We start from the raw sequence: 25,500 nt of genomic DNA, 5'->3' as shown, positions 1-25,500 counted from the left end.
GTAAGCCGTTTTTCTCGGTCATACCGAGCCTAAACCACTCTGGGTTCGATTCTATTTTGCGCGGTATTCTCGCTTATATTGATGCAATCAGCAACTTCATACAAAAAGATGAATTGAAAAGTCACGCTTTTCGTCGATAGATTAGATTATCAATAAATATGAGCTATAACTTAAGAAGTACATCTCACAAGTAGAAGCTATGTCCGAGACTATAAAGATCAATTCGTTAGCCATCCGCCAAGCAAAAACGGTGTTTTTGGTATCTGTCCTGCTGGGCGTCTGCTTCAGCTTGTATCAGATTTTTGTTGATGTATCGAAAGAGCAGCAACGTATCGAAGATCACTATCAGTTCAAGTTGCTGCAAAATTACTCTAATGCGAGTCAAGCGGCCTATCATCTTAACCAGTTGTTGGCCGAGCAAGTGGCCTCAACGCTGATGATGGATAACGCCATCTACCGTGTGGAAATCATCGATGACTTTGGCGATACCCTGACCCGTAATGAGCGCAGCGTGACACGCCAAGGGGATTTTGCTGAACTGGTGGCGACTTATCTCACGCCGACATCGCCGGTCTATCAGACCGATCTCCATCAGCCAAACTCTCATGTTGTGGTAGGCTCACTCAGCTTCTCCGTGAACGGCATCAGCATTGCGCGCGAGTTTATCGCCAAAACCAGCAAAATCTTACTGTTTGATTTGCTGCGCAATATTTTGCTGACCACTATTTTGCTGATCTTTTTCTACAAAAAACTGTCTAAACCACTGATTACTCTGCTTAATTGGGTACGCTCACTCAATGACCAGCACAGTGCGACCACGCCTCCTCCGCTTCAAGGTAACGATGAGCTCGGTCACCTTGCCAAGACCTTCCATTCCCTATGGCAAGACCGTGAAGTCGCGCAAGCGAAGCTCAATCAGCTCGCGTACTACGACTCGCTCACTGGGTTGGCCAATCGAAGCTTATTGATGCAAACCCTAGGCAAGTCTATTGACCAAGCGGTACACAACAATCAAACCGGCGCGCTGTTTTACTTGGATTTAGACCGTTTTAAAACCATCAATGACTCGCTCGGTCACACCATAGGGGATCAACTGCTCAAAGCGATCGCCAAGCGTATTGTCTCGTGGCAGCAAAAAGGCTACACCGCGGCGAGGATCGGCGGCGATGAGTTTGCGATCTTGCTGCCCAACGTGGGCCCAGAGCAAACCAAAAGTTTAGCTCAGCAGCTGCTTGCACTGATCTCAAACCCCTATTCGATTGATGATCACCAACTCTACTGTACCGTCAGTGTGGGTATCGCGACCTTTCCTTCGGTCGCCTGTACCAACATTGACGTGCTGCGCCAAGCGGATACCGCCTTGTACCGCGCCAAGGTGGCAGGTAAGAACAAGTACACCTTCTACGAGCCTGAAATGCAGGCGCAAGTCGAATCCTTCCTAGAGATTGAAAAGGGGTTGCATGAGGCAATCAATAAAGGACAGCTTGAACTCTATTATCAACCTCAGGTCAGTGATAAACATCAAATTATCGGGGTTGAAGCCTTAATTCGCTGGAACCACCCCGAAAAAGGGCTATTGCCTCCGGGCGTGTTTATGCCGGTCGCGGAAGAGACCGGCCAGATCCTTCAAATCGGTAATTGGATTATTGAGGAAGCGTGCTACCAGTATGCCAAGTGGAAAAAACAGGGCATCTTGCCAGACACTTTCCGCCGCTTGGCGATCAATATCAGTCCGCTTCAGTTCGCGCAAGAGTCCTTCGTTGATCACATCAATGAAGCCTTAGCGCAAGCAGGGATCAGTGGAGAGTGCATCGAACTGGAAATCACTGAAAACTTGCTGCTCGAGAATGTGGAAGGCGCGATTCAAAAGATGGTTAAACTCAAAGAGTTTAATCTCAAAACCTCGATTGATGACTTTGGCACCGGCTACTCATCACTGCGCTACTTAAAGCATTTATCGGTAGACGTACTTAAAATTGACCGTTCATTTGTCACCCAACTGCATTTAGACGAAAGTGACCAAGCGATTGTCGATACCATCATCATGACGGCGCAGCGTTTGAACTTGGAAGTCATCGCAGAAGGGGTGGAAGATGTATACGAGTTGGAGACGCTGAAAAAACTGGGTTGCGAACAATTCCAAGGTTACATTTTCGATAAGCCTCTGCCAGCGAGTGAGCTGAAAAGCCGCTTCGAGGCCAACTATTACCCGCTAGAACTACCGGAAGACGCGAAGTTCGCTCAGCGTTAATAAAGTCATCAGCTGAAGCAAAAAAGCTTAGAAAAACAGATAACTCATGATGATAGCGTCTTCTTTACCCTTGCTCGTTGGGTAATAGTTGACGCGACGGTCAATCTCATTGAAGCCAACTTCTTGGTAGAGAGCTAACGCCACCTGGTTACTTTCTCGTACTTCAAGCCAAGCGCTATCAGCACCCTCGCCCTCACACATCGACAAGAAGCCTTCAATAAGCACTCGGCCAAAGCCCAGTCCTTGCTTGGCGGGATCGACGGCAATGTTCAGTAACGTCACCTCACCCACAATATTCTGCGCGTAAAAATAGCCCACAACCTCGCCACTCACCTCAAGCACATGATGGCACGCACCGCGGCTCTCAATGGCGTTAATCAAGTTGGCAGACCAAGGATGTGAATGCGCGGCACACTCAATGCGATACACCTCATCAAGGTGCGTTGGCGCTAATGGAACCAGTGCCATGTTATTCTCCTTTGAGAGCCGTTTGGATTTGCTGCCACAAAGCGCGGCGCTCCACTTGATTACCATCAATCGCAGCTAACTCTGGCGACACCAAGGTTTTCACGCCCTCAAATTGGTGAGCATCACAACCGGCATACCAAACCCATGTCAACGCCTCTCTATTAACGACCATCACCTGATGAGGATAAACGTGGCGCACATTCTCAAGGGTCAATGACATCGCTTGCAACACCTTTTGCAAAAACAGAGCGTCGCTGCCTTGAGGCAGTACAGGTGATACCAACAACAAACAGCAGTCATCATCCAGTGTAATAGGGCTAAGCTCTACGCCATGAAGACGTGAGGGGTGCTCAAGTTGGTAGGTATCAATGCCCATCTCATGGAGGTAGCCAGTGTTTAACAAAGACATATCGGTTCGTTATCCTTTATTCATGACAAACGGATTCATGAGAAAACGGGGGTAATGAGAATCGGTGAATAGTAACGGATTAGTGCGCAGAAAAAGCCTCGTTTGGGTTTCCCGACCAAGTGAAGCTAGCCACTTGGTCGGGAAAATCTTCACACGCGAGAGCGATTAAAAGCTCGCTTTCACCGCATCGGCAATTTTGAGGGCGCTCGCTTGAACCAGCTCAGCATCTTCGCCTTCCACCATAACGCGAATCAAAGGTTCAGTGCCCGAATTACGCAGTAGCACGCGGCCTTTATCACCCAGTTCGGCTTCAACTTGTGCCACACTCTCTTGTACGGCTTTCGCTTCTAGCGGGTTAGAGTCGCCCGAGAAACGCACGTTTTCCAACACTTGCGGGTACAGTGTCATACCTTGCGACAACTCGTTCAAAGTGAGTTTACTGCCCACCACTGATGCCAACACTTGCAGCGCTGCGACAATCGCATCACCAGTGGTCACCTTATCAAGCAAGATAACGTGGCCAGAGTTTTCCGCACCAATACGCCAGCCTTTTTCGATCAACTGCTCCATCACGTAGCGGTCACCGACAGCCGCACGAACGAAAGGAATCCCTAACGCCTTGAGGCCATTTTCCATGCCCAAATTGGTCATCAAAGTGCCAACCACGCCGCCTTTTAATTCACCACGACGCAACGCATCTCGCGCAATGATGTAAGCAATTTGGTCACCATCAATTTTATTGCCCAGATGATCCACCATGATGATGCGATCGCCATCACCATCAAAGGCGAGACCCAGCGCAGCTTGCTCTTCGACAACACGTTTTTGCAGCGCACGCACATCGGTCGCACCGACTTCATGGTTGATGTTGGTGCCATTCGGCTCCACACCCATCGCGATCACTTCAGCACCGAGTTCACTAAAGACTGCTGGCGCAATATGGTAAGTCGCGCCGTTAGCACAATCGACGACAATTTTTAGCCCGGCTAAGCTCAATGACGACGGGAAGGTACTTTTACAAAACTCAATGTAGCGCCCTGCTGCGTCGTTCAAGCGGCTCGCTTTACCCAGCATGGCCGATTCTACGCACTCAATCTCTTTATCGAGCTCCGCTTCAATTGCGAGCTCTACCTCATCGGGCAGCTTGGTGCCTTCTGATGAGAAAAATTTAATCCCGTTGTCGTAATATGGGTTGTGTGATGCAGAGATAACAATGCCTGCCTCAGCACGGAAAGTTTGTGTCAGATAAGCCACCGCTGGCGTAGGCATTGGGCCGGTAAAGGTCGCTTTCAAACCTGCAGCAGCAAGGCCAGCTTCAAGGGCTGACTCTAGCATGTAACCAGAAATACGCGTGTCTTTGCCAATGATGACTTTTTTCGTGCCTTGCTTTGCCAATACTTGGCCAGCCGCCCAACCGAGTTTCAATACAAAATCAGGGGTGATGGGGTATTGGCCAACTTTGCCGCGTACCCCATCGGTTCCAAAATAACGTCTTTTATCAGACATGGTGAGTCCTTATCTTTTTATTTTATCGCCGCAGAAGGTGAATGGTTCGCTTTGACCATCTCAACCACCTTCATGGCATCAAGCGTTTGTTCGTAGTCGTGCACACGAATAATTTGCGCCCCTTTCATCGCTGCGATTGTCGCGCAGCTGACACTCGCCGCCATGCATTCAGCCGGCGCTTTGTCGAGCAGTTTAAATAACATCGATTTACGTGACATGCCCGCCAAGAGAGGCAAACCAAAACGGTGGAACTGCTCAAGATGCGCGAGCATATGATAGTTGTGTTCAAGGGTTTTGCCAAAGCCAAATCCAGGATCGAGGATCAGCTGCGCTTTATCAATCCCTGCCGCCTGACAAGTTTGCATGCGCTCTTGCAAAAACTCGCCCACCTCCACTAAGAGATCATCATAGCTCGGGTTTGCTTGCATGGTGCGCGGCTGGCCTTTCATATGCATCAAACAAATCGGCAGCCCAGATTGAGCCGCTACCTCTAGCGCTCCTGGCTCTTGCAGCGCACGGACGTCATTGATGATATCCGCACCTGCCGCTATCGCTTGCGCCATGACTTGTGCTTTACTGGTGTCAATAGAGATCCACACATCAGAGCGGGCGCGAATCGCTTGGATGATAGGTACCACGCGCGCAAGCTCTTCGTCCAAACTCACGTCCGGAGCCCCTGGACGCGTGGATTCACCACCGATATCGATGATGGTCACACCGGCGTCTATCATACGCTGCGCTTGCTCTAGAGCGCGCTCTAAGGAGTTAAACTGGCCGCCATCAGAAAACGAATCGGGCGTAACATTAAGGATCCCCATCACCTGAGGTGTGGAGAGATCGAGGATTTTATTGTTTGCTTTTAGAATCATCATAAACAGAAAAACCCCGAGTTGCCTCGGGGTTTGGTCATTAACAGAAATTATTCTGAGTCTTTTTTCTCAGTGCCTTCTTCAGCAGGTTGCGCTTTTTCAGCTGATTCGCTGCTACTGTTTTCCACCGTTTCATCGGCTTGGACAGGCTCGGCTGCACTCTTGTTTGAGGCGTTATCTCCCCATCCTGCAGGCTCACGAATGTCGCTTTTACGCTCCATCAGGTCATCAATTTGACCCGCGTCGATGGTTTCGTATTTCATCAGCGCATCTTTCATCGCATGCATGATGTCCATGTTGTCTTCCAAGATTTTCTTCGCACGGTCATAGTTGCGGTCGATAATCTTGCGCACTTCATCATCAATCAGCTTGGCGGTATCATCAGACACATGCTTGGTTTGCGTTACGCTGCGTCCTAGGAACACTTCACCTTCATCTTCAGCGTACAACAATGGCCCTAGCTTCTCCGAGAAGCCCCATTGCGTCACCATCTTGCGCGCAATGTCAGTCGCACGTTCAATGTCATTCGATGCGCCTGTCGAGACTTTATCAGGGCCATAAATCAGCTCTTCCGCCAATCGGCCGCCATACAAGCTCGAAATCATCGACTCAAGGTGCTGACGAGACATACTGACTCGGTCTTGCTCTGGCAGATACATGGTCACACCAAGCGCACGTCCACGTGGAATGATCGACACTTTGTATACTGGATCATGCTCAGGGACAAGACGGCCAACGATGGCGTGACCTGCCTCGTGATAAGCGGTAGACGCTTTGGTCTCTTCAGACATCACCATAGAGCGGCGTTCCGCCCCCATCATGATTTTGTCTTTTGCCAGCTCGAACTCCACCATAGAGACATTGCGCTTGTTACCGCGCGCCGCAAATAATGCTGCTTCGTTGACGAGGTTAGCAAGATCAGCACCCGAGAAGCCCGGTGTACCACGCGCAATCAATGAAGGTTCTACATCACCCGCCAACGGTACTTTACGCATGTGAACTTTCAAAATTTGCTCACGGCCACGTACATCTGGCAAGCCCACGACAACTTGACGGTCAAAACGACCTGGTCGCAACAAGGCTGGGTCCAGTACATCTGGTCGGTTTGTCGCAGCGATAACAATAATGCCTTCATTGCCTTCAAAACCGTCCATTTCAACCAGCATTTGGTTCAGGGTTTGCTCACGTTCATCGTGACCACCGCCCACACCTGCGCCACGTTGACGACCTACCGCATCAATCTCATCGATAAAGATGATACAAGGAGCTGCTTTCTTCGCTTGCTCGAACATGTCACGAACACGCGAGGCACCGACACCGACGAACATTTCGACAAAGTCAGAACCAGAAATGGTAAAGAACGGTACTTTGGCTTCACCGGCAATCGCTTTCGCCAGCAAGGTTTTACCCGTACCCGGAGGACCGACCATCAACACACCCGTTGGGATCTTACCGCCCAGCTTTTGGAAGCGACTCGGGTCACGCAGGTAATCCACCAGCTCTTTGACGTCTTCTTTGGCTTCATCACAGCCTGCCACATCGCCAAAGGTGGTTTTAATTTGCTCTTCGCTCATCATACGAGCTTTGCTCTTACCGAAGGACATCGCGCCTTTTCCGCCACCGCCCTGCATTTGACGCATGAAGAAAATCCACACACCAATCAGTAAGATCATTGGGAACCATGAGATGAAGATAGTACCGAGCAAACTTTGCTCTTCCGGCGGCGTACCTTGCACCTTCACGTTTTGATTGATCAAGTCATCGAGGAGTTTTTGATCGTAGACGGGCATGTAAGTCACATAACGAGAGCCACCGCCACGACGAACGAAGGTAATTTCGCCGTCTTTAAATGTTGCTTCCTGAATCTGGCCTTGGCCAACTTCCTGTACGAACGTGGTGTAATCTACTGCTCGTCCGTTGCTCTCTCCCGGCCCAAAGCTTTGGAATACCGACATCAAGACTACGGCGATCACTAGCCACAGAATTAAATTTTTTGCCATGTCACTCAAGGTGTCAGCCTCTCGATAACTAATTGTAATTAAAGGTAGGGTACTACAGTTTGAAAACTGTAGCTACAGTGTTAACCGCTGCGAAAAAGAGCAAATAGTTAACCTTTGTAACTAGCGGCCAGCTTGATTAGCCTTTGTAGCCAGTAGCCACGATGAAGACTTCACGTGAGCGTGCTCGCGATGAGTCTGGTTTTCTTACTTTTACGGTTTTAAACAAATCTCGGACTTCTTTCACGTATTGATCGAAGCCTTCGCCCTGAAAAACCTTGACGACAAAGCTACCATTGGGTGCTAGAACTTGTCGACACATATCTAACGCGAGCTCAACCAAGTACATCGCTCTTGGCTGGTCCACTGAGTTATTACCAGCGATGTTCGGCGCCATATCGGACATCACCACATCGACCATAGACGGTTGGATTCGCTCTAGCAGGGCTTCGAGCACGGCATCGTCTCTAAAATCCCCTTGCAGAAAGCTCACCCCAGCGATCGGATCCATCGGCAACAAATCACACGCGATGATTTGCCCGCTGTCCCCCACTATTTTAGCAGCATATTGAGACCAACCACCGGGCGCAGCGCCCAAATCCACCACAGTCATGCCTGGTTTTAGTAGCTTATCTTTGCTTTGGATCTCTTCCATCTTAAAATAAGCGCGAGAGCGATAGCCTTTTTTTCTCGCTTCGTTGGCATATTTGTCGTCGAAGTGTTCTTTCAACCATCGACCAGAACTGGCCGAATGCTTTTGTTTACTCATTCTAATCCTAATAAGACGTAAATAGGAGCTATTGCTGTAATAGGGAAACCCTATTGCGGCTTACTCTGGAGCAAGGAAACTCATCTTTCGATCATTCCCGCCCGCTTGATAATTAACCATCGCTCAATAAATGATAGTCTTCCACCATAGATGGCGTTAAAATAGGGCTTTTCAACCCTAATATTAAAGAAAATTGGCCGCGTAATGAACCTAAGCACCAAACAAAAGCAGCATCTTAAGGGCCTAGCACACAGCTTAAAACCAGTTGTGCTCCTCGGCGCGAACGGACTCACGGAAGCTGTTCTAGCGGAAATCGACATTGCTCTCAACTACCACGAACTGATCAAGGTAAAAATCGCCTCTGAAGATCGTGACACCAAAAACCTGATTGTCGACGCCATCGTGCGTGAAACAGAAGCAGAGAAAGTCCAAGTGATTGGTAAAACGCTTGTTCTGTTCCGTCAATCTGAAGATCGTAAAATCGAACTTCCACGCAAGTAATCTCGTCCGAGCCGATGGGTACTCCATCACGGCGGACAAGTCACTTGCCACACCAAGGTTCACGCTCCCTCTTACTTATATAGATAAAGCTTAGGTAGATAAAACTTAGGTAGACGCACTTAAGTAGGCACACTGTTTGGGTACACCCGCTGTACTCATTGCAATGCAGAGTATTGAATCCAACAAAAAAGGTCGCGCTGCGACCTTTTTTGTTGCTTGAAACCTTTTCTGAACACACCGATGAGCGGTTGGCTCAAGTCGTTGCTCAGCGAGCATCCTGCTGACTTATATTCTCTCAACTAACTTAGATACTCTCAACTAAAGGTACTCAACACGATCAATTTCGAAATCGCGCTCACCACCTGGGGTTGCAATCACGACTTCATCGCCTTCCATCTTACCAATCAAGCCACGAGCAATCGGAGAGCTGACAGAAATGCGACCCGCTTTGATATCAGCCTCATCGTCACCGACGATTTGGTAGGTTTTTTCTTCTTCAGTGTCGCAATCGATCAGTGTGACCGTTGAGCCGAAAATCACTTTGCCTGTGTTTTCCATCTTAGTGACATCGATCACTTGAGCGATCGACAGCTTGTATTCGATATCACGGATCTGCGCTTCACAAATACCTTGCTCTTCGCGAGCCGCGTGGTACTCAGCGTTTTCTTTCAGGTCGCCAAGCTCACGAGCTTCAGCAATCGCTTCAGAAATTTGTGGGCGAAGTTTCAAGAGTCGGTCGAGTTCTTCACGTAGCTGCTTTTCGCCACGCAGTGTCATTGGGACTTTTTCCATTATTACCTCATTCCAAAGCATTCTTTGGACAAAACAAAACTACCTAATCACGAGGACTAGGTAGGGATTCAATCAATCGGTTTGTTCTAGTGTAAACAAACTTGGCAACGAAATCATCTTAATTCATCGTACATGAGAGATCACACTCTTAATGCACACATATGCAACCAAACCAACACCAGAACCAGATTTTTGCAGCGGTCAAAAATCCGACAATCAAGATAAAAAATGATAAATTTTTCGTTTTTTTCGACACCCAAACAAAAAGGTAAAAATCACAACAAATCAATAACTTGATATTTTTTTACCCTCAATAAAACAGTGTTCAAAAACGGTTTTTATATCGTTTTACTACCGCTCAGGGGAACTTTGACGGTACAACATGAGCACGAATTGCTCTGGCGACTCAAATCAGTATTTCATATTTATCCGCCTTTTCTTAAGTATGAACATTGAGTCCTCTGGGAATGCGTACGAGGATAAACACGCAAGTGACATCACTCGCATATAAAATTTATGGACAGTAAATTAGGACTAAATAAGATGAACAAGACTCTAATCGCTCTAGCAGTATCTGCAGCAGCAGTGGCAACTGGCGCAAATGCAAATACCATCTATAAAACGGACACCTCATCTCTATCTCTATCTGGTGAAATCGACGCGTATTTGAGCAAGGTTGAAACTCAAAACACCAAATACGATGCAGACATCGACCTATGGGCCAAGATCCAGATCGATGCTCGTCACCAACTCAATGACACTGTCGCAGTTTTCGGTTCATTCGAAGTTGAAACCGGAAACGGCTTCATGCCAGGTGACAACGATGCAAATAGCTTTAGTGCTGATGACGCATATGTAGGCCTTGAGCTTGGCAATAACTTTGGTTTTGCTGTTGGAGAACCAGGTGACTACGCGAAATCTGTTAATGCTATTCTGATCGATAACACAAATGAAGGTTACGGTTATGTTGACGATGTAGCAGATCGCTTCGAATCAAAGGGACACGGTATTGCGGCCAAATACTCTATTGATAATTTGACTCTTGTTGCGGACGCATACTTAAACCAAGAGCGCGATCTTGACACTGTATTTGGTCTATCAGCTTCATACGATATTGCAGGCTTCAATTTGGGTGCGACATACCAAGACCAAGGTAACCGTAGCTCATATGATACGTCAACAAACGGAGACAATAGCCTATGGGGTGTCAAAGTAGGGTACGGCATTGGCGACTTTAATATTGCAGCCCACTATGTAATCGATGAGATCGATAGCGAAGATCACGAAGCTCTAGGTATTGCTGCGTCTTACCAAATCGAAGCTCTTCGTCTATACACATCGCTCGGTTCTGTTGAAAATAAAGACACAGATCAATCAGGCAGCTATGACGACGTAAAAGCGTACACAGTCGGTGCTGACTACGCAATTTCTGCAAATCTACTTGCGTTTGTGGAATACACAGGTATCGATAACGTAGATAACAACAAAGGCGATGAAGATAAGCTTGCCCTCGCTGGCGTATACTACACCTTTTAATCTTTAGCGCTTTCGCAATTAATAGGTCTCAAGTATTTACTGCCAGCTACGTAGCTGGCAGTTTTGTTTGCAGTTATACTGACACTCGTTTCTTAATCGGTGTTTTGATATGACTTCTCTTCTTCGCTCCCTTGTCTCTCTGTCATTGTGCCTATTCGTGGCCCCTAGCGCGCATGCCAATATTACCCCGAGTTCAGCGCCTACTGCGCAGCCTTATCCCCCACTCTCTCATCTGCCCGTTGGCAGTCGTAGTGCGTTAAGAATTGAAAGCTTAGTGGAGAGAGACACTGCGCTCGTCACCGACAACCAAGACCAATATTTTCCCCCAGCCAGCACACTGAAACTGCTCACGGCGCTCGCGGCCAAGCTAGAGCTTGACGACAACTTCCGTTTTGAGACTCACCTTGCGACAGCCGATCAAGATTGGGTGATTCAGTTTAGTGGTGACCCAACTCTGATGAGCCAAGATCTCAACAATCTGCTCGCTCTCGCCAAACGCGATGGCCATACTGAGATTAAAGGAGATCTTTGGCTCGATAACCGAGCGTTTACCGGCTATGACCGAGCCGTCGGCTGGCCTTGGGATAGCTTAGGTGTGTGCTACAGCGCGCCGGCTAGCGCTATTTCACTGGATGAAAACTGTGTCTATGCGTCGATTTATACCCAAGACGATGGCAAAACACGTGTCTATGTGCCTGAGCAGTACCCGATTTACGTCACATCAAGCGCTAAGTCGGTCAGCCAAACCGAACAACAAGCCACACAGTGTGATTTGGAGCTGCTTTCTTCGCCCGAAAACCACTACCAGCTTCAGGGGTGCTTAACCCAGCGTGAGAAACCGCTGCCGCTCAAATTCGCGGTGCAAGATCCAGAGCTTTACACTCAACGCATGGTAAGTCAGCAACTGCGCGCGCTCGGCATTACACTTAAAGGGCAGGTTCGTATTGGCCAACCGCCAGCGGCAGACACTCAGCGTATCGCCACTCACCGCTCTGCGCCGCTATCCGATTTGATTGCCACCATGTTGACCAAATCCGACAACTTGATTGCAGATAACCTGACTAAAACATTGGGCGCGAAGTTCTACATTCAACCGGGCAGTTTCAGTAATGGTACCAAGGCGATTAAGCAGATTATCTTCGCCCATACCGGCATTGATTTAACCGATGTCCCCATGACCGATGGCTCAGGATTGTCACGCAACAATCGCATCACGACAGCCATGATGGCGAAGGTGCTTCGCTACATCTGGCAACACGATGAAGACTTAAATCTGATCGCTGCCATGCCAAAATCAGGTGAAAATGGCACGCTGCAATATCGACGCAGTATGCGTCAATCGCCCATCAAGGGCGCATTGGTGGCGAAAAGTGGCTCGATTTACGGCAGCATGAATATGGCTGGCTTTGGGCTTGATGAGCATGGTACACCGACCACGCTATTTATTCAGTTTGTGGCCGATTACCACCCGGGAGAGGAGAGCCGCAACGCCCCAAGAGGCCCCGCGGCTATTACCCAGTTTGAAACCTTGTTTTATCAAGACGTAGTCAATTTCAGTCAGGCAATCCCTAAGAACGCGTTAACCACAGTGAAATAGATCCACATCCCCGAAATATCAACAATCGACGCCAACACCGGGCTGACAAGTACCGCCGGATCCAACTTGAAAGCCCGCGCGACAATCGGTAGTACACCGCCTAAGGTCGTTGATAGGGTGACTTGGATAAACAAAGCCACCGCAATGGCGAGCGCAATTAGGTCAATGTCAAACCCGCCTGCTGAGGCGCTGTCGCTGAACAACAAAATGCGGCCAACCATCACCAGAGCAATCGCCAACGCGAGGCACAGTGCCACGCGACTCTCTTTCCACAGTACTAACAGCCATTGCCGCTTACGCAACTCTCCCGTCGCTAACGCTCGAATCACCAAGGTCGCCGCTTGGGTGCCGGTATTGCCCCCTGCTGCCGCGATGACAGGCATATACACCGCCAATAGCACCAGTTGGCTTAAAGTGTCTTCATATTGAGCGATGATCAACCCAGAGACGATCCCGAGTAGGGCCAACGCGATGATCCAACCGATACGTTGCTTCACGTGCTCCAGCACCGAGGTACTCAGATAGCTATCCCCGGTTTCTACTTCCGAGTGGATAAGACCCAGTTGGTGCGCATAGTGACGCGCCAGTTTGTCATGCCCTTGAAGCTCAAGTTTTGAAATCAAGGTCTGAACGTAACCGATGGTGCAGTGGTGTAAAATGGCCACCGCCTCTTCAATCGGCATTACTGTCAACAGATGAAGCTGATGACTTTGCTCGTATTGCAAAAACGCGCTGCGAGCGGCACCAATCTCTTCACGAGAAAAGTGTGATTGTGTGTCTACAAAAGGTTTGCTCATTACCGTCATGGCGAATCTCCCGATTGGCAAAAAGGTAACGACCATCACGCATGAGAAATGCGTAACTAGTATGAATAAGCGAAAATGCTGTGAGGAGAAAAACGCGAGAAAGGAAACAGGACTCTACCACCGAGGTAGAGCAAATGGAGGCCATACCGACAGCGGATTATTTTTCCCCTTTGATACTAGGGGGATGGTCGGTAGTGTTCATAAAAATCTCCAAAAAAACCACCAAATTGGCAGCGGCGAGAGTGTAGCAAAACAGGCAGAAAAAATCAGTCAAAATCGTGTTAAAAAGCCCGATAGATTTGCCCTATACCTGGCGCCAACCCATCATTACAGGCAATAAAAAAGCGCCGAATATCGACGCTTTTTCCACTCGTTTTACCCTCTGTCACTAGTCGCTAGGAACTAGGAACTAGGAACCAAAACCCATCACTCAATCGTGATACGTGCGAACTTACGCTTACCCACTTGGAATACGTAAGTGCCCGCTTCAGGTACGAATTTCGCGTCCGCGACCTTCTCACCCTCTATTTTCGCTGCACCCTGTTTCACCATGCGCATCGCGTCTGAAGTAGAAGCGCACAAACCGGCGTCTTTAAGCAGGTTGGCAACAGGCGTACCAGCGTCAAAGGTAAACTCTGGCATCTCATCTGGGATCTGATTTTTAGCAAAGCGGTTAACAAACTCTTGCTCAGCGGCATCCGCATCGGCTTCACTATGGAAGCGGGCGATGATCTCTTTCGCCAACAAGACTTTGACATCACGTGGGTTTTTGCCCGCAGCAATGTCGGCTTTAAATTGCGCGATCTCCTCAAGAGGACGGAACGACAACAACTCGTAGTAGCTCCACATCAGATCATCAGAGATAGACATGATCTTACCAAACATCTCACTTGGCGCTTCGCTGACACCAATATAGTTGTGCGCCGACTTAGACATCTTCTTCTCACCATCTAAGCCCACCAGCAGTGGCATAGTCAGCACAACTTGCGGTTTTTGTCCGTGCGCTTTTTGCAGCTCACGTCCCATCAGCAGGTTAAACTTTTGGTCCGTACCACCTAGCTCAACATCGGTCTCCATCGCCACCGAGTCGTAACCTTGCAGTAGTGGGTACATGAACTCGTGAATCGCGATTGGCTGACCGCCTGTGTAGCGCTTTTTAAAATCATCACGCTCAAGCATACGCGCCACAGTTTGCTGCGCGGCAAGACGGATCATACCTTCAGCGCCCAGCTCAGATAACCACTCAGAGTTGAACTGAATCTTGGTCTTGGCAGGATCGAGGATCTTGAATACTTGCTCTTTGTAGGTCTCTGCATTGCGCAGCACGTCTTCACGAGTCAGTGGTGGACGTGTGGTGTTCTTCCCGGTTGGGTCACCCACCATGCCGGTAAAATCACCAATCAAAAAGGTCACATCATGGCCTAGCTCTTGGAACGCACGCAGCTTGTTTAGGATAACCGTATGGCCTAAGTGAATGTCGGGAGCCGTGGGATCAGCGCCCAACTTAATGCGTAGTGGACGCCCTTCTTTTAACTTAGCAATCAGTTCTTCTTCTGGAATTAGCTCTTCAACACCGCGCTTAATCTCCGCTAGTGCAGCTTCAATGCTCGCCATTCTTGTTCACTCCCACAGATTTGGCAAAAATTTGATAATTTCCCATCTTACTTGAATAGCGATGCTTTTTGAAACCAGTTAAACTAAACAGCTAGGCTTTTTCTCGAATTTTTTAGAACGGACAAACGATGTTGTCTCTTTTCGCTCGACTTCCTTGGTTTCACCGAGCTTTTATCGCTTTGTTTAGCGCGCTTATTGTGGTTGCCTTGTTTCTTCCCACCCCTCAGGATTTGCGTCAGGATGACAAGCGCTACCAAATAGGCATGCCTTACCCTATCGCGATTGATGCCGCCGCGTTAGAGATCGACACCGTAATCGGTCCACCATCGATTCTTCGATGGGACAAACACACCATTGGCTCTGGCGACAGCATGGCACTGCTCTTTCAGCGTGCTGGCCTCTCTTCTCGACTGCTGTATGAACTCACCTCCACCAATAAAGAGATAGAGCAACAACTGACAAGAGTACGCCCCGGCGATGCGTTTCTATTTGGCTTTGATGAAAACAACCAACTGGTGCAAATCAAACGCGAGCTGAGCCCGTACGAATCATTTCTGATCACCCGCTCTGAAGACGGCTTTCGTTCAAGTCTTGATGTCAAAGAAGTCTTTTATCAATACAACTACGCCGAAGCGACCATTACCTCTAACTTTTGGAATGCAGGGGTCAGCGCCGGTTTAACCGCCAACCAAATCATGGAGCTGGCTGGGATTTTTGGTTGGGACATCGACTTTGCCCTCGATATCCGCCAAGGCGACGGCTTTAAGATTCTTTACCAAGAGAAAGTGGTCGAAGGGGAAATTGTCGGACGAGGTAAAATCATCGCTGCGCTATTTACCAACCAAGGTGATAACTTCACGGCGATTTTAGATGACCACACGGGCAACTATTACGATGAAAATGGCCGGGCGATGAAAAAAGCCTTTTTGCGCTCACCGCTCGATTTTCGCCGCGTCTCTTCTAACTTTAACCCAACGCGTCGCCATCCGGTTACCGGACAGGTACGTGCTCACCGCGGAACCGATTACGCCGCGCCTGTCGGTACGCCGATATGGGCCGCTGGTGATGGTGTAGTGATTAAATCCAGCTATAACCAATTCAATGGCAACTACGTCTTTATCAAGCACAGCAACACCTACATCACTAAGTACCTGCACCTGCAAAAACGCAAAGTTAAAACCGGGCAACGGGTTAAACAGGGTCAAACCGTGGGTACGCTCGGTGGCACTGGCCGTGTGACTGGACCGCACTTGCATTATGAGTTTTTGGTCAATGGCGTGCACAAAAACCCAAGAACGGTCAAACTGCCGCAATCAAAGTCGTTAACGGGTAAAGAGAAAACCACCTTTATTGCCAACGCCAAAATTCGCTTAGATAAACTCGAACGCTATGGTGAGCTGTTAGCCACTCGTTAAGTGAACAAGAAAAACGGGCTGCATCGCTTTAGGAAAATCCGAAAGCGATGCAGCCCGTTTTTGTTATCGCTACCATGTATAGCGTTACGCTTGTATGGCGTTACTCTTCAATTTTGTGCTCGCGGCCGAGCATCAACAAACACGGCGTAAGCACTAAGGTTAATACCGTTGCGAAGGCCAGACCTCCGGCTACCGCCGTCGCAAGTTGTGACCACCACTGCGTACTCGGCGCGCCAAACTCGATCTTCTGATTGAGCAGATCAATGTTCATTTCGAGCACCATCGGCAGCAAGCCAAGAATGGTCGTGACAGTGGTCAACATTACTGGACGCAGCCTTTGTACGCCGGTGCGCAAGATCGCTTCACGTTTTTCCAAGCCGCGTTTGCGCAGCTGATTGAAGGTATCAATCAAGACAATGTTGTTGTTCACCACTATACCCGCCAACGCAATCACACCAATGCCCGACATAATGACGCCAAACGGTTTTTGGAACACGATCAACCCAGCAAACACGCCTACCGTGGAGAAAAGAACCGCACTGAGGATCAAAAACGCTTGGTAGAAGCTATTGAACTGGGTGATCAAAATCAGCGCCATCACCACCAGCGCCACCATAAAGGCTTGCTGAAGGAAGGCCGATGAGTTTTCTTGCTCTTCGTTCTGCCCGCGAATTTTAAACTCGACACCAGAAGGTAAATCCAAACTGGCTAATGCTTGATTCACTTTAGGCAGTTCCAGCGCCAAGTTGTAGCCTTCACGGATATCGGCAAAGATGTTGATCACTCGGTGGCCGTCAATACGGCGAATCGTATCTTGCTTATGATTCGGGATAATGCTGGCAAAATTAGTGATCGGCACCATGCCTGCCGCGGTTTTGACTTTCAATTGGTCAAAGCGGCCAATATCGCGCTTCTCTGCTGGGTAGCGCACTAAGATATCGACCTCTTCGTTCGCATCATCGGGCAAGTAATCACCCAACTTGAGACCATTGGTAACAAACTGCACCGTATTGCCGACCAGCGTAGCGTCCGCAAGAAAACGTGACGCATCATCACGGCGGATATCAATTTGCCAATCAATCCCCTCTTTGCTGGAGGTATCACTGACGTTAGTGAAAGCCTCGTAGCCATCGGCCCAGTGACGGACCACTTTGGCCGCCGAGTCAAGTTCGGTCGGGATTCGCGCGGACATTTCGATCACCAAATCGTGCTCAACTGGCGGGCCAGCATCGGGAAATTTGTACTCAATCTCAACGCCAGCGTAGTGATCGGTTTGCGCTTTTAACTCTTCAATAATGGTTTTGACTTTACGACGGTATTGCCAATCCACCGGTGTGATTTGGATCTGGCCAATTTCATCATCACCACCGGTTTTGGTATAGACGCTTTCAAACTCATCATGACCGAGCATCACCGCTTCGATATCGCGCATGATGACGTCTTTCTCATCCAACGAGAGATCGCCATAAGAGCGTACTTTCACCGTGAAAAATGGCGGATCAACCTCAGGGAAGAACTCCGCCCCTAAGCCTGCTTTTGAGTACGCAAAGCCCACCCCCACCGAGAGCAAAATGGCGCTGAGCAGAATTTTCAACGGATGTTTTAGAGCAATATCCAGCGTGTGATAGTAAAGCTTAGTAATACCGGTCGCTTGGCTAAAATCACCCTCGTGCAGCGCAACCATCTTCTCTCGCTGCGCTTTCGTCACATTTTGTGGACGTCCAATCAAACTGCCTAGCACAGGGACAAACAGCAGTGCCATTGCCAAAGAAGCCGCTAAGGTAGCGATCAAGGTCAAAGGCAGATACTTCATAAACTCGCCGGTAATGTCTGGCCAAAACAGCAGCGGTGCAAACGCCGCTAAGGTGGTCGCTGTCGACGCTGTGATGGGCCACGCCATGCGCTTGGCCGCATCACGATACGCATCGCGCCTTGGCGTCCCTTCCTGCATCCGTCTGTCAGCGAACTCGGTGACCACAATGGCTCCGTCGACCAACATGCCCACCGCCATAATCAGCGAAAATAGCACCACAATGTTGACCGTGAGGCCAAACACTGACAGCACCAACAAACCAGTTAGAAACGAGCCCGGTATCGACACCCCCACCAGCAAGGCAGTTCGCACACCAAGAATGGCGATGATCACTATCACCACCAAAATGATCGCCGACATGATGTTGTTTTGCAGATCATTGAGCATCATTTTGACATCATCAGACTGGTCGTAGGTGTATTTGACCAGCAGATTGCTTGGCCACTCATCGCGTTGCTGCGCTTCACTCATCACGGCTTTGACCAGTGCCACAGTATCGATGATGTTTTCTCCAGCGCGCTTTTTCACATCCAACACAATGGCCGATTTGCCATCTAACCGAGCGTAACTCTCTGGGTCACGAAATGCGCGGCGCACCGTTGCCACATCGCCAAAGGTAATCACCTGCTTGCCATCGACTTTGACCGGCAGCTCCAGCACATCCTTTAATGAGTCGAACACCGACGGCACCTTGACCGAAAAGCGGCCATAGCCCGTATCAACAAAACCGGCAGCGACCACGCGGTTATTCAGCGCTATCAGGTTATAAATATCCGCTTGATCTAGCCCGTAGCTTTCCATCAATAAGGGATCGACAATGATCTCGACGATGTCTTCGCGATCCCCGGCAATGTCGACTTCCAGAATCTGTCGATAGCTCTCTAGCTTATCTCGTAGCTGACGGGCGATTTGAACAATGGTTCGCTCAGGTACGGTGCCATACAGCACCACGGTCAACGCGGGCTCTTCAGAGGCCAATGTCACTTCGTTGACCGTAGGCTCATCACTGTCTGCGGGCAATTTAGGTTTGGCTAAATCCACCGCTTCACGTACGTCCGCCATTGCTTTGTTTAAATCCACACCGACACTGAATTCCAGCATCACTGACGCATGCCCTTCTGATGCGGTTGAGGTCATCTCTTTGACCCCTTCAATGGCGCGCAGCTCTTGCTCTATTGGGCGCACTAATAAGCGCTCCGCATCGGTGGGCGAAATGCCTTGGTGACCGACGGACACATAGATAATAGGAATGGTGATGTCAGGGCTCGACTCTTTAGGGATGGTGACATAAGTCATCACACCAGCGACCAAAATAAACAGCAACAATACCAACATGGTACGCGTACGCGACAGCGCCGCATCAATCACGGATAACATAGTGCGCCCCTATTGCTGTGAGGTGGAAGAGTCTGAAGAGGATGGTCGCGCCACCGCATTCACTTCATCACCGTCACGCACAAACCCTTGCCCAACAGTAATGATGTCAACCCGCTCACCTAGGCCCGTGAGCCATACGCCATCTTGCTCTGCCTTAACCAATTGAATCGGGACAAACTTCACCCGCTTACCCTGCAAGGTCTTCACGCCCAAATTGCCAGCTTCGTCGAGTGCCAACATAGCCGGCGTCACTTTGACCGCCAATTGCTCCGCTAGGTTTAAGGTCACTTCTGCGCTTACACCTGCGGGGATCGCTTGCTTAGGATTTTCTAGCTCGACTTCAATCGGAAACGTATTGGTAGAGGCGGAAGAGACACGGGAGATATAGCGGATCTTGCCAACCAACTGGTCGCCATGAATTAAGCTCACTTGCGCTTCTTGATCGAGAGACAGATCGCGAATATGCCGCTCGCTCACATCCGCTTCGATGACCAATCGCTCAAGATCAATCAAGGTCGCCACGGGGTCGCCAATACCAACAAAGTCCCCCTGTTCAATAAAGAGGTGATCCACAATGCCATTGAACGGCGCACGCACGGATGTGTTCGCCAATGAGGTTTTGACATTGCTGACCATTGCCTTAGCTTCCACCAGCGCCGCTTGAGAAGTGGTAAATGCCACTTCCCCTTGCAGCCCTCTGTCTTTGAGCGATTGCGCAGCTTTGTACTCTTTCTCTCGCACTTGCAGCATTGCTTGCGCTCGTTCGAGTTGGATTCCGAGATCGGCCTTATCAATCAGCGCAATGACCTGACCTTGGGTGACTGACTGACCTTTCTCAACCTGAAGTGAGACGATTTTACCGGCAATCTCTGCCCCTAAACGTGCTTGCTTGTTCGGTGCAGTGCGTCCATACAATTCAATGGTCTTGTGGGTATTTTGCGCCTCGAATGTCTGATAAGAGACCTTAGCAAGAGGGATGGGCGGCGCCGCACTGGCTGTTTCAGCTTCGTCTGCATTAGTCGCCCCCATACCTAACCAGACCGATAATCCGATCACAATCATCAGTGACACCAAGTAGGGTCTGACCGCGAAAAACCGCAACAGAGAGAATCTAGCCATGACAGTCCTTTGAGTTTTATTTTGTCGTGTTAATTTAGGATATAAATTAACCACATAAAAAGAAAACAGTGTGACAAGGATATTTAGCTGAGATCTCAGTTTCAGGAAAACGCCCCGTTATACGGGATTGTCAGCGATAAAATCAAACCGGCAAAAGCATTCTCATAAAACCATGCTAAAAAAACAAAGGCTGCTCAATCGGCAGCCTTTGTCGGTAGGAAAAGGAGTATGGGTTACACGCTAAAAGACGCACCACAACCGCAGGTAGTGGTCGCATTCGGGTTATTAACGAAAAAGCGCGAGCCTTCCAACCCTTCTGTATAGTCAACTTGACCACCGACCAAGTATTGCAAACTCATCGGATCCACCACTAAGGTCACGCCGCTATTCACAATGGTGGTGTCGCCTTCGTTAACACTCTCATCAAAAGTGAAACCGTATTGGAAGCCGCTACAGCCGCCCCCGGTGATGTAGACGCGCAGTTTTAGGTTTGGGTTTTCTTCTTCTGCAATCAGAGCACCAACTCGCTTCGCTGCGGCATCAGAAAATGTTAGTGGGATATTTACTTCGCTCACGATGACCTCTCTCACTCGTGTCAACCCAACAGCTTTCGCGCTGGATGGTTCATCTTTATATAATAGCCACGATTATCTAATACCTGAGTGAAGCGTTCAAGTATTCACCATCTTTGCCCGAGTATTTTTAACAATTTCGCCGCTTCGTGATGAAAAACTCCCCGTTCTGTGGTGGAAAGCGTTTTAATCGCATCAGTGGGGCAGGTACAATGCGAGGCAAATTGGTCCGAGCAATCAGAAGAGGATATCCCAATGACCAAATCAGCCGAACTGTATCAAAAGGCACAGCAAACAATCCCAGGCGGCGTGAACTCTCCCGTTCGTGCGTTTAATGGCGTGGGCGGAGCACCGATTTTTATCGAGCGAGCCGATGGCCCTTTGATTTTTGATGCGGATGGCAAAGCGTACATCGACTACGTTGGCTCTTGGGGTCCAATGATTCTTGGTCACAACCATGTGGCGATTCGTGATGCCGTGATCACCGCAGCGCAGCGCGGACTCAGCTTTGGCGCGCCGACGGAAATGGAAATCACCATGGCGGAATTGGTCAGCGAGTTGGTGCCATCAATGGAACAAGTGCGCATGGTCAGCTCTGGTACTGAAGCAACCATGAGTGCGATTCGTCTTGCACGTGGCTTCACTGGCCGAGACAAAATCATCAAGTTTGAAGGTTGCTACCACGGTCATGCCGACAGCTTGCTGGTCAAAGCGGGCTCTGGTGCGCTGACACTCGGTCAACCAAGCTCGCCTGGCGTACCGGCTGATTTTGCCAAGCACACCCTAACAGCAACGTTTAACGACCTTGATTCTGTACGCGAACTGTTTGCAGCCAACCCAGGTGAGATCGCTTGTATTATCGTTGAGCCTGTGGCAGGCAACATGAACTGTATTCCACCTGTTGATGGCTTCCATGAAGGGCTGCGTGAGATTTGTGATCAAGAAGGTGCCTTGCTGATTTTTGATGAGGTCATGACAGGTTTCCGCGTTGCCCTTGGCGGCGCACAAGGCCACTACAACATCAAGCCAGACCTCACCACACTGGGTAAAGTGATCGGTGGCGGTATGCCTGTGGGCGCCTTTGGTGGCCGCAAAGACGTCATGCAATACATTGCGCCAACAGGGCCGGTTTACCAAGCGGGCACACTCTCCGGCAACCCAGTCGCGATGGCAGCGGGTTACGCCTGTTTGTCGGTTCTGCGTGAAGAGGGCAATGAAAAACGCCTAGCGGCAAAAACCAAGCAACTGGCTGACGGCTTTAAAGCGTTGGCTGCCGAGCACGGCATTCCGCTGCTGGTCAATCAAGTGGGCGGCATGTTCGGTTTCTTCTTTACCGATCAAGAACGCATCACCTGCTACGAAGATGTGACACGCTGTGACATCGAGCGATTTAAGCGCTTCTTCCACTTGATGTTAGAACACGGCGTCTACCTTGCCCCATCGGCGTTCGAAGCGAGCTTCACCTCCCTCGCTCACGGCAGCAAAGAGATCGAAGCAACGCTTGAAGCGGCGGATCGCTGTTTCGCTCAGCTTGCGCAAGAAGCCTAATCGCATCTAGGCGGCATTACGCCCCTAATGAAAGGCAAAAAGAAAGGCTGCATCGCGCAGCCTTTTTTATGCCCGTAGAATCATCGCCAAAAGAAGAGCACGGTGACCACCAGCGCGAGTATCAACAGACCAAACCAAGAGAGTCCACGACGCTTTGCGCGCGTAGGGCAATGACCGTTCTCATTATTACAACAGCCCATCATTTTTCTCCTTACATCGCAGCCTTAACCGGCGCCCGTACACGTTAGTGATTGAAGCTTGAAGGGTTTAACGCCATTATACGACTACCTTGTTGCATAAATGGACGTCATCGTGTCAAACAAAGTTACCATCACTTCGAGTCATTGGGTATTGATCCTCGCCTTGTTAGCGGCCGGATTTGCGTGCTACCTGTTAGTCGAACCCTACGTCAACTCCATCGTCATGGCGTTTATCATCTCCATCCTCATGTTGCCGATTCATCAGGCTCTTGAGCGTAAAATGCCCAAGCACAACAATGTCGTCGCCCTGCTCTCCTGCGTGATTTTGACCTTCATTATCGTCGTCCCGCTGCTGTTTGTGTTTGCTGCGATTGTGCAGCAAGGCTCAGCCTTTTCACAAAACGTCTATCAATGGGTCACGCAAGGTGGGATTCAAGCGCTGTTTGAGCATCCTTGGGTTGTCAAAGGCTTATCTATCGTCAACAACTACCTCCCCTTTGATGCGATTGAGCCCTCGCAAATCGCCCAAAAAGTGGGCCAGTTTGCCACCCGTTTTGGCTCCAACTTGGTCGGCATCAGCGCGAAAATTTTAGGTGATGCCACAACCTTCTTGATGGATTTCTTCCTCATGCTGTTTGTACTGTTTTTCTTGTTGCGCGATCGCGAGAAGATCATTGGCGCCATTCGTCATATCCTGCCGCTTTCACGCAGCCAAGAAGACAAATTGCTTGATGAGATAGAACAGGTATCCAAATCGGCGGTGATGGGATCGTTTTTAACCGCTATTGCGCAAGGGGTAGCAGGCGGCATCGGCATGTGGTTGGCGGGATTCCCGGGTTTGTTCTGGGGCACCATGATGGGGTTTGCATCGTTTATCCCCGTCGTCGGTACTGCTCTGATTTGGATTCCTGCCGTGAGCTACCTATTTTTAAGTGGCGATACCACTTGGGCGATTTTCCTCACGGTGTGGAGCGTTGCGGTGGTGGGCTCCATCGATAACTTACTCAGACCTTTGCTGATGCAAGGCAGCGCGGGGATGAACACGCTCATGATCTTTTTCTCCCTGCTTGGCGGCATCCATCTATTTGGTTTGATTGGCTTAATCTACGGTCCGCTGATCTTTGCCGTGACCATGGTGCTGTTCAACATCTATGAGGAAGAGTTTCAAGACTTTCTCGATCGCCAAGATCAAAACTGACCTCACATCCAACGCTTAGTATGACCGGGCGCTTGGTATCATCGGGGGATTGTGCGAAAATCCCCCGTCTTTTTCCGTCAGAGCTCATTATGTCTGCTTACATCGCGCCTAGCCAAATTGCCCAACGTCAACTCGCTTACTTTGAAGGTAAACACGTCTTAGTAGCAGGAGAATCCGAAGATCTCTTTCCCATTGAGTTGGCCAACCACTGCCAATCGGTCACCGTATTCACCACCCACTATGGCTACTATCGCCAGTTGAGTGCGCATACCGCCATAGATTGTCAGTTTGGCGTTCAATACAAACTCAAAGACGAGAATAAAGCGCCAGCGGATTTAGTGCTGCTGTACTGGCCAAAAGCCAAAGCGGAAGCAGAATACCTACTGGCAATGTTGATGGCTCAATTGGGCGAAGGGTGCGAAATCGTCGTTGTTGGGGAAAATCGCTCAGGCATTAAAAGCATCGAAAAGATGTTCAAGCCCTACGGCACAATCCGCAAATATGACTCAGCACGTCGCTGCTCCTTCTATTGGGGTCAATGCACGCAAACTCCCCCAGCGTTTCAATTGGACGCTTGGTTTAAGCGCTATGAAGTGAGCTACCAAGAAACACGCCTGACGATCCACAGTTTGCCTGGGGTATTCAGTCACGGTGAGTTTGATATTGGCAGCCAACTGCTGCTTGATACCCTGCCGCCACTCAGCGGAAAAGTACTCGACTTTGGTTGTGGCGCGGGCGTGATTGGCAGCGTGATGGCTGCACTCAACCCTGGTATAGAGCTAGAGATGTGTGACATCAGCGCCCTGGCCGTGGCATCAAGCCAAGCGACCTTAGCCGCCAATGGTTTAACCGGGCGTGTGTTTGCGTCCGATATCTACTCTGATACCGATGATGACTATCAATTTATCATCAGCAACCCACCGTTCCACTCAGGCCTTGATACCAGTTACAGCGCAACCGAGACCTTACTAGAGCAAGCGCCCGCTCACCTCAATCACCAAGGAGCGCTGTTTATTGTTGCCAATAGCTTTCTCAAGTACCCGCCGATTATCGACGCCGCTTTCGGTAAATGCGAGACACTAAATAAGACCAACAAGTTCGCTATTTATCACGCCAAACGCTAGCCTATCTCGCCCAACCTCG

Annotated in this window: 21 protein-coding genes; 9 read left to right on the top strand and 12 right to left on the bottom strand. The window is 49.5% G+C overall.

Translation table 11 applies throughout. The features are described from left to right. The first annotated feature begins 199 nt into the window (after positions 1 to 199). On the top strand, positions 200 to 2,251 hold the full coding sequence (locus AC6R1A_RS06600) for a putative bifunctional diguanylate cyclase/phosphodiesterase (RefSeq protein ID WP_500632724.1): 2,052 nt from the start codon (positions 200 to 202) through the stop codon (positions 2,249 to 2,251). 27 nt (positions 2,252 to 2,278) lie between these two features. Here the strand turns inward: AC6R1A_RS06600 and rimI are convergent, their stop codons facing one another. The 6 genes from rimI to rlmE all read right to left on the bottom strand — a co-directional run bounded on the left by rimI (position 2,279) and on the right by rlmE (position 8,269). Continuing rightward, a complete protein-coding gene (gene rimI, locus AC6R1A_RS06595) occupies positions 2,279 to 2,719 on the bottom strand; it encodes a ribosomal protein S18-alanine N-acetyltransferase (protein WP_500632725.1) in 441 nt (146 codons plus the stop codon). Position 2,720: 1 nt separating this feature from the next. After that, on the bottom strand, positions 2,721 to 3,128 hold the full coding sequence (locus AC6R1A_RS06590) for a DNA polymerase III subunit psi (protein ID WP_500632726.1): 408 nt from the start codon (positions 3,126 to 3,128) through the stop codon (positions 2,721 to 2,723). Positions 3,129 to 3,293: 165 nt separating this feature from the next. After that, entirely contained in the window at positions 3,294 to 4,634 is a 1,341-nt protein-coding gene (gene glmM / locus AC6R1A_RS06585) for a phosphoglucosamine mutase (protein WP_500632727.1), read from the bottom strand. A 17-nt stretch (positions 4,635 to 4,651) separates the two neighbouring features. Then, entirely contained in the window at positions 4,652 to 5,503 is an 852-nt protein-coding gene (gene folP / locus AC6R1A_RS06580; protein WP_500632755.1) for a dihydropteroate synthase, read from the bottom strand. Between the two features lie 50 nt (positions 5,504 to 5,553). After that, positions 5,554 to 7,503 (bottom strand): ATP-dependent zinc metalloprotease FtsH, encoded by a 1,950-nt coding sequence (ftsH, locus tag AC6R1A_RS06575; RefSeq protein ID WP_500630112.1) that lies wholly within the window; start codon positions 7,501 to 7,503, stop codon positions 5,554 to 5,556. A gap of 136 nt (positions 7,504 to 7,639) precedes the next feature. Beyond that, entirely contained in the window at positions 7,640 to 8,269 is a 630-nt protein-coding gene (gene rlmE / locus AC6R1A_RS06570; protein WP_334554004.1) for a 23S rRNA (uridine(2552)-2'-O)-methyltransferase RlmE, read from the bottom strand. Positions 8,270 to 8,473: 204 nt separating this feature from the next. Between rlmE and yhbY the strand changes: the two genes are divergently transcribed. Next, positions 8,474 to 8,770: a ribosome assembly RNA-binding protein YhbY gene (gene yhbY / locus AC6R1A_RS06565; RefSeq protein ID WP_334554002.1), complete on the top strand. Its 297-nt coding sequence runs from the start codon at positions 8,474 to 8,476 to the stop codon at positions 8,768 to 8,770. Between the two features lie 318 nt (positions 8,771 to 9,088). Here yhbY and greA read toward each other — a convergent pair whose 3' ends face one another. Further along, a complete protein-coding gene (gene greA / locus AC6R1A_RS06560) occupies positions 9,089 to 9,562 on the bottom strand; it encodes a transcription elongation factor GreA (RefSeq protein ID WP_500626631.1) in 474 nt (157 codons plus the stop codon). A 543-nt stretch (positions 9,563 to 10,105) separates the two neighbouring features. On the opposite strand from greA, the gene AC6R1A_RS06555 reads away from it, so the two are divergent. Further along, positions 10,106 to 11,098 carry a porin gene (locus tag AC6R1A_RS06555; protein WP_500632728.1) on the top strand — a complete coding sequence of 331 codons (993 nt, stop codon included), beginning with the start codon at positions 10,106 to 10,108 and terminating at the stop codon, positions 11,096 to 11,098. A 109-nt stretch (positions 11,099 to 11,207) separates the two neighbouring features. Further along, complete coding sequence (gene dacB / locus AC6R1A_RS06550) at positions 11,208 to 12,695, top strand: serine-type D-Ala-D-Ala carboxypeptidase (RefSeq protein WP_500632729.1); 1,488 nt, start codon at positions 11,208 to 11,210, stop codon at positions 12,693 to 12,695. On the opposite strand, the gene AC6R1A_RS06545 is transcribed toward dacB, so the two are convergent. After that, on the bottom strand, positions 12,656 to 13,501 hold the full coding sequence (locus AC6R1A_RS06545; protein WP_334568401.1) for a magnesium transporter: 846 nt from the start codon (positions 13,499 to 13,501) through the stop codon (positions 12,656 to 12,658). The two genes, dacB and AC6R1A_RS06545, sit on opposite strands and share 40 nt — an antisense overlap. Positions 13,502 to 13,562: 61 nt before the next feature. Between AC6R1A_RS06545 and AC6R1A_RS06540 the strand changes: the two genes are divergently transcribed. Further along, entirely contained in the window at positions 13,563 to 13,841 is a 279-nt protein-coding gene (locus AC6R1A_RS06540) for a hypothetical protein (protein ID WP_500630117.1), read from the top strand. An 86-nt stretch (positions 13,842 to 13,927) separates the two neighbouring features. On the opposite strand, the gene tyrS is transcribed toward AC6R1A_RS06540, so the two are convergent. Then, a complete protein-coding gene (tyrS, locus tag AC6R1A_RS06535; RefSeq protein WP_487901831.1) occupies positions 13,928 to 15,115 on the bottom strand; it encodes a tyrosine--tRNA ligase in 1,188 nt (395 codons plus the stop codon). A gap of 128 nt (positions 15,116 to 15,243) precedes the next feature. On the opposite strand from tyrS, the gene shyC reads away from it, so the two are divergent. After that, complete coding sequence (gene shyC / locus AC6R1A_RS06530; RefSeq protein ID WP_500632730.1) at positions 15,244 to 16,530, top strand: peptidoglycan DD-endopeptidase ShyC; 1,287 nt, start codon at positions 15,244 to 15,246, stop codon at positions 16,528 to 16,530. A 100-nt stretch (positions 16,531 to 16,630) separates the two neighbouring features. Here the strand turns inward: shyC and AC6R1A_RS06525 are convergent, their stop codons facing one another. The 3 genes from AC6R1A_RS06525 to erpA all read right to left on the bottom strand — a co-directional run bounded on the left by AC6R1A_RS06525 (position 16,631) and on the right by erpA (position 21,414). Continuing rightward, on the bottom strand, positions 16,631 to 19,720 hold the full coding sequence (locus AC6R1A_RS06525; RefSeq protein ID WP_500632731.1) for an efflux RND transporter permease subunit: 3,090 nt from the start codon (positions 19,718 to 19,720) through the stop codon (positions 16,631 to 16,633). A gap of 9 nt (positions 19,721 to 19,729) precedes the next feature. Next, on the bottom strand, positions 19,730 to 20,839 hold the full coding sequence (locus AC6R1A_RS06520) for an efflux RND transporter periplasmic adaptor subunit (RefSeq protein ID WP_500632732.1): 1,110 nt from the start codon (positions 20,837 to 20,839) through the stop codon (positions 19,730 to 19,732). A 233-nt stretch (positions 20,840 to 21,072) separates the two neighbouring features. After that, the gene (gene erpA / locus AC6R1A_RS06515; protein ID WP_038137912.1) at positions 21,073 to 21,414 is read right to left on the bottom strand and encodes an iron-sulfur cluster insertion protein ErpA; all 342 of its coding nucleotides are present in this window, start codon (positions 21,412 to 21,414) and stop codon (positions 21,073 to 21,075) included. Positions 21,415 to 21,666: 252 nt separating this feature from the next. Here erpA and hemL point away from each other — a divergent pair, with 252 nt between their 5' ends. The 3 genes from hemL to rsmC all read left to right on the top strand — a co-directional run bounded on the left by hemL (position 21,667) and on the right by rsmC (position 25,481). Then, entirely contained in the window at positions 21,667 to 22,959 is a 1,293-nt protein-coding gene (hemL, locus tag AC6R1A_RS06510; RefSeq protein ID WP_500632733.1) for a glutamate-1-semialdehyde 2,1-aminomutase, read from the top strand. A gap of 312 nt (positions 22,960 to 23,271) precedes the next feature. Continuing rightward, positions 23,272 to 24,357 (top strand): AI-2E family transporter, encoded by a 1,086-nt coding sequence (locus tag AC6R1A_RS06505; protein WP_334553983.1) that lies wholly within the window; start codon positions 23,272 to 23,274, stop codon positions 24,355 to 24,357. 89 nt (positions 24,358 to 24,446) lie between these two features. Beyond that, the gene (rsmC, locus tag AC6R1A_RS06500; RefSeq protein ID WP_500632734.1) at positions 24,447 to 25,481 is read left to right on the top strand and encodes a 16S rRNA (guanine(1207)-N(2))-methyltransferase RsmC; all 1,035 of its coding nucleotides are present in this window, start codon (positions 24,447 to 24,449) and stop codon (positions 25,479 to 25,481) included. The last annotated feature ends 19 nt before the right edge of the window (positions 25,482 to 25,500 follow it).

The organism is Vibrio sp. R10-SG3-ISO3 (genome assembly GCF_059834225.1).
Note: the sequence above shows the minus strand (reverse complement) of the source record. Positions and strands in the feature narration are given on the sequence as shown.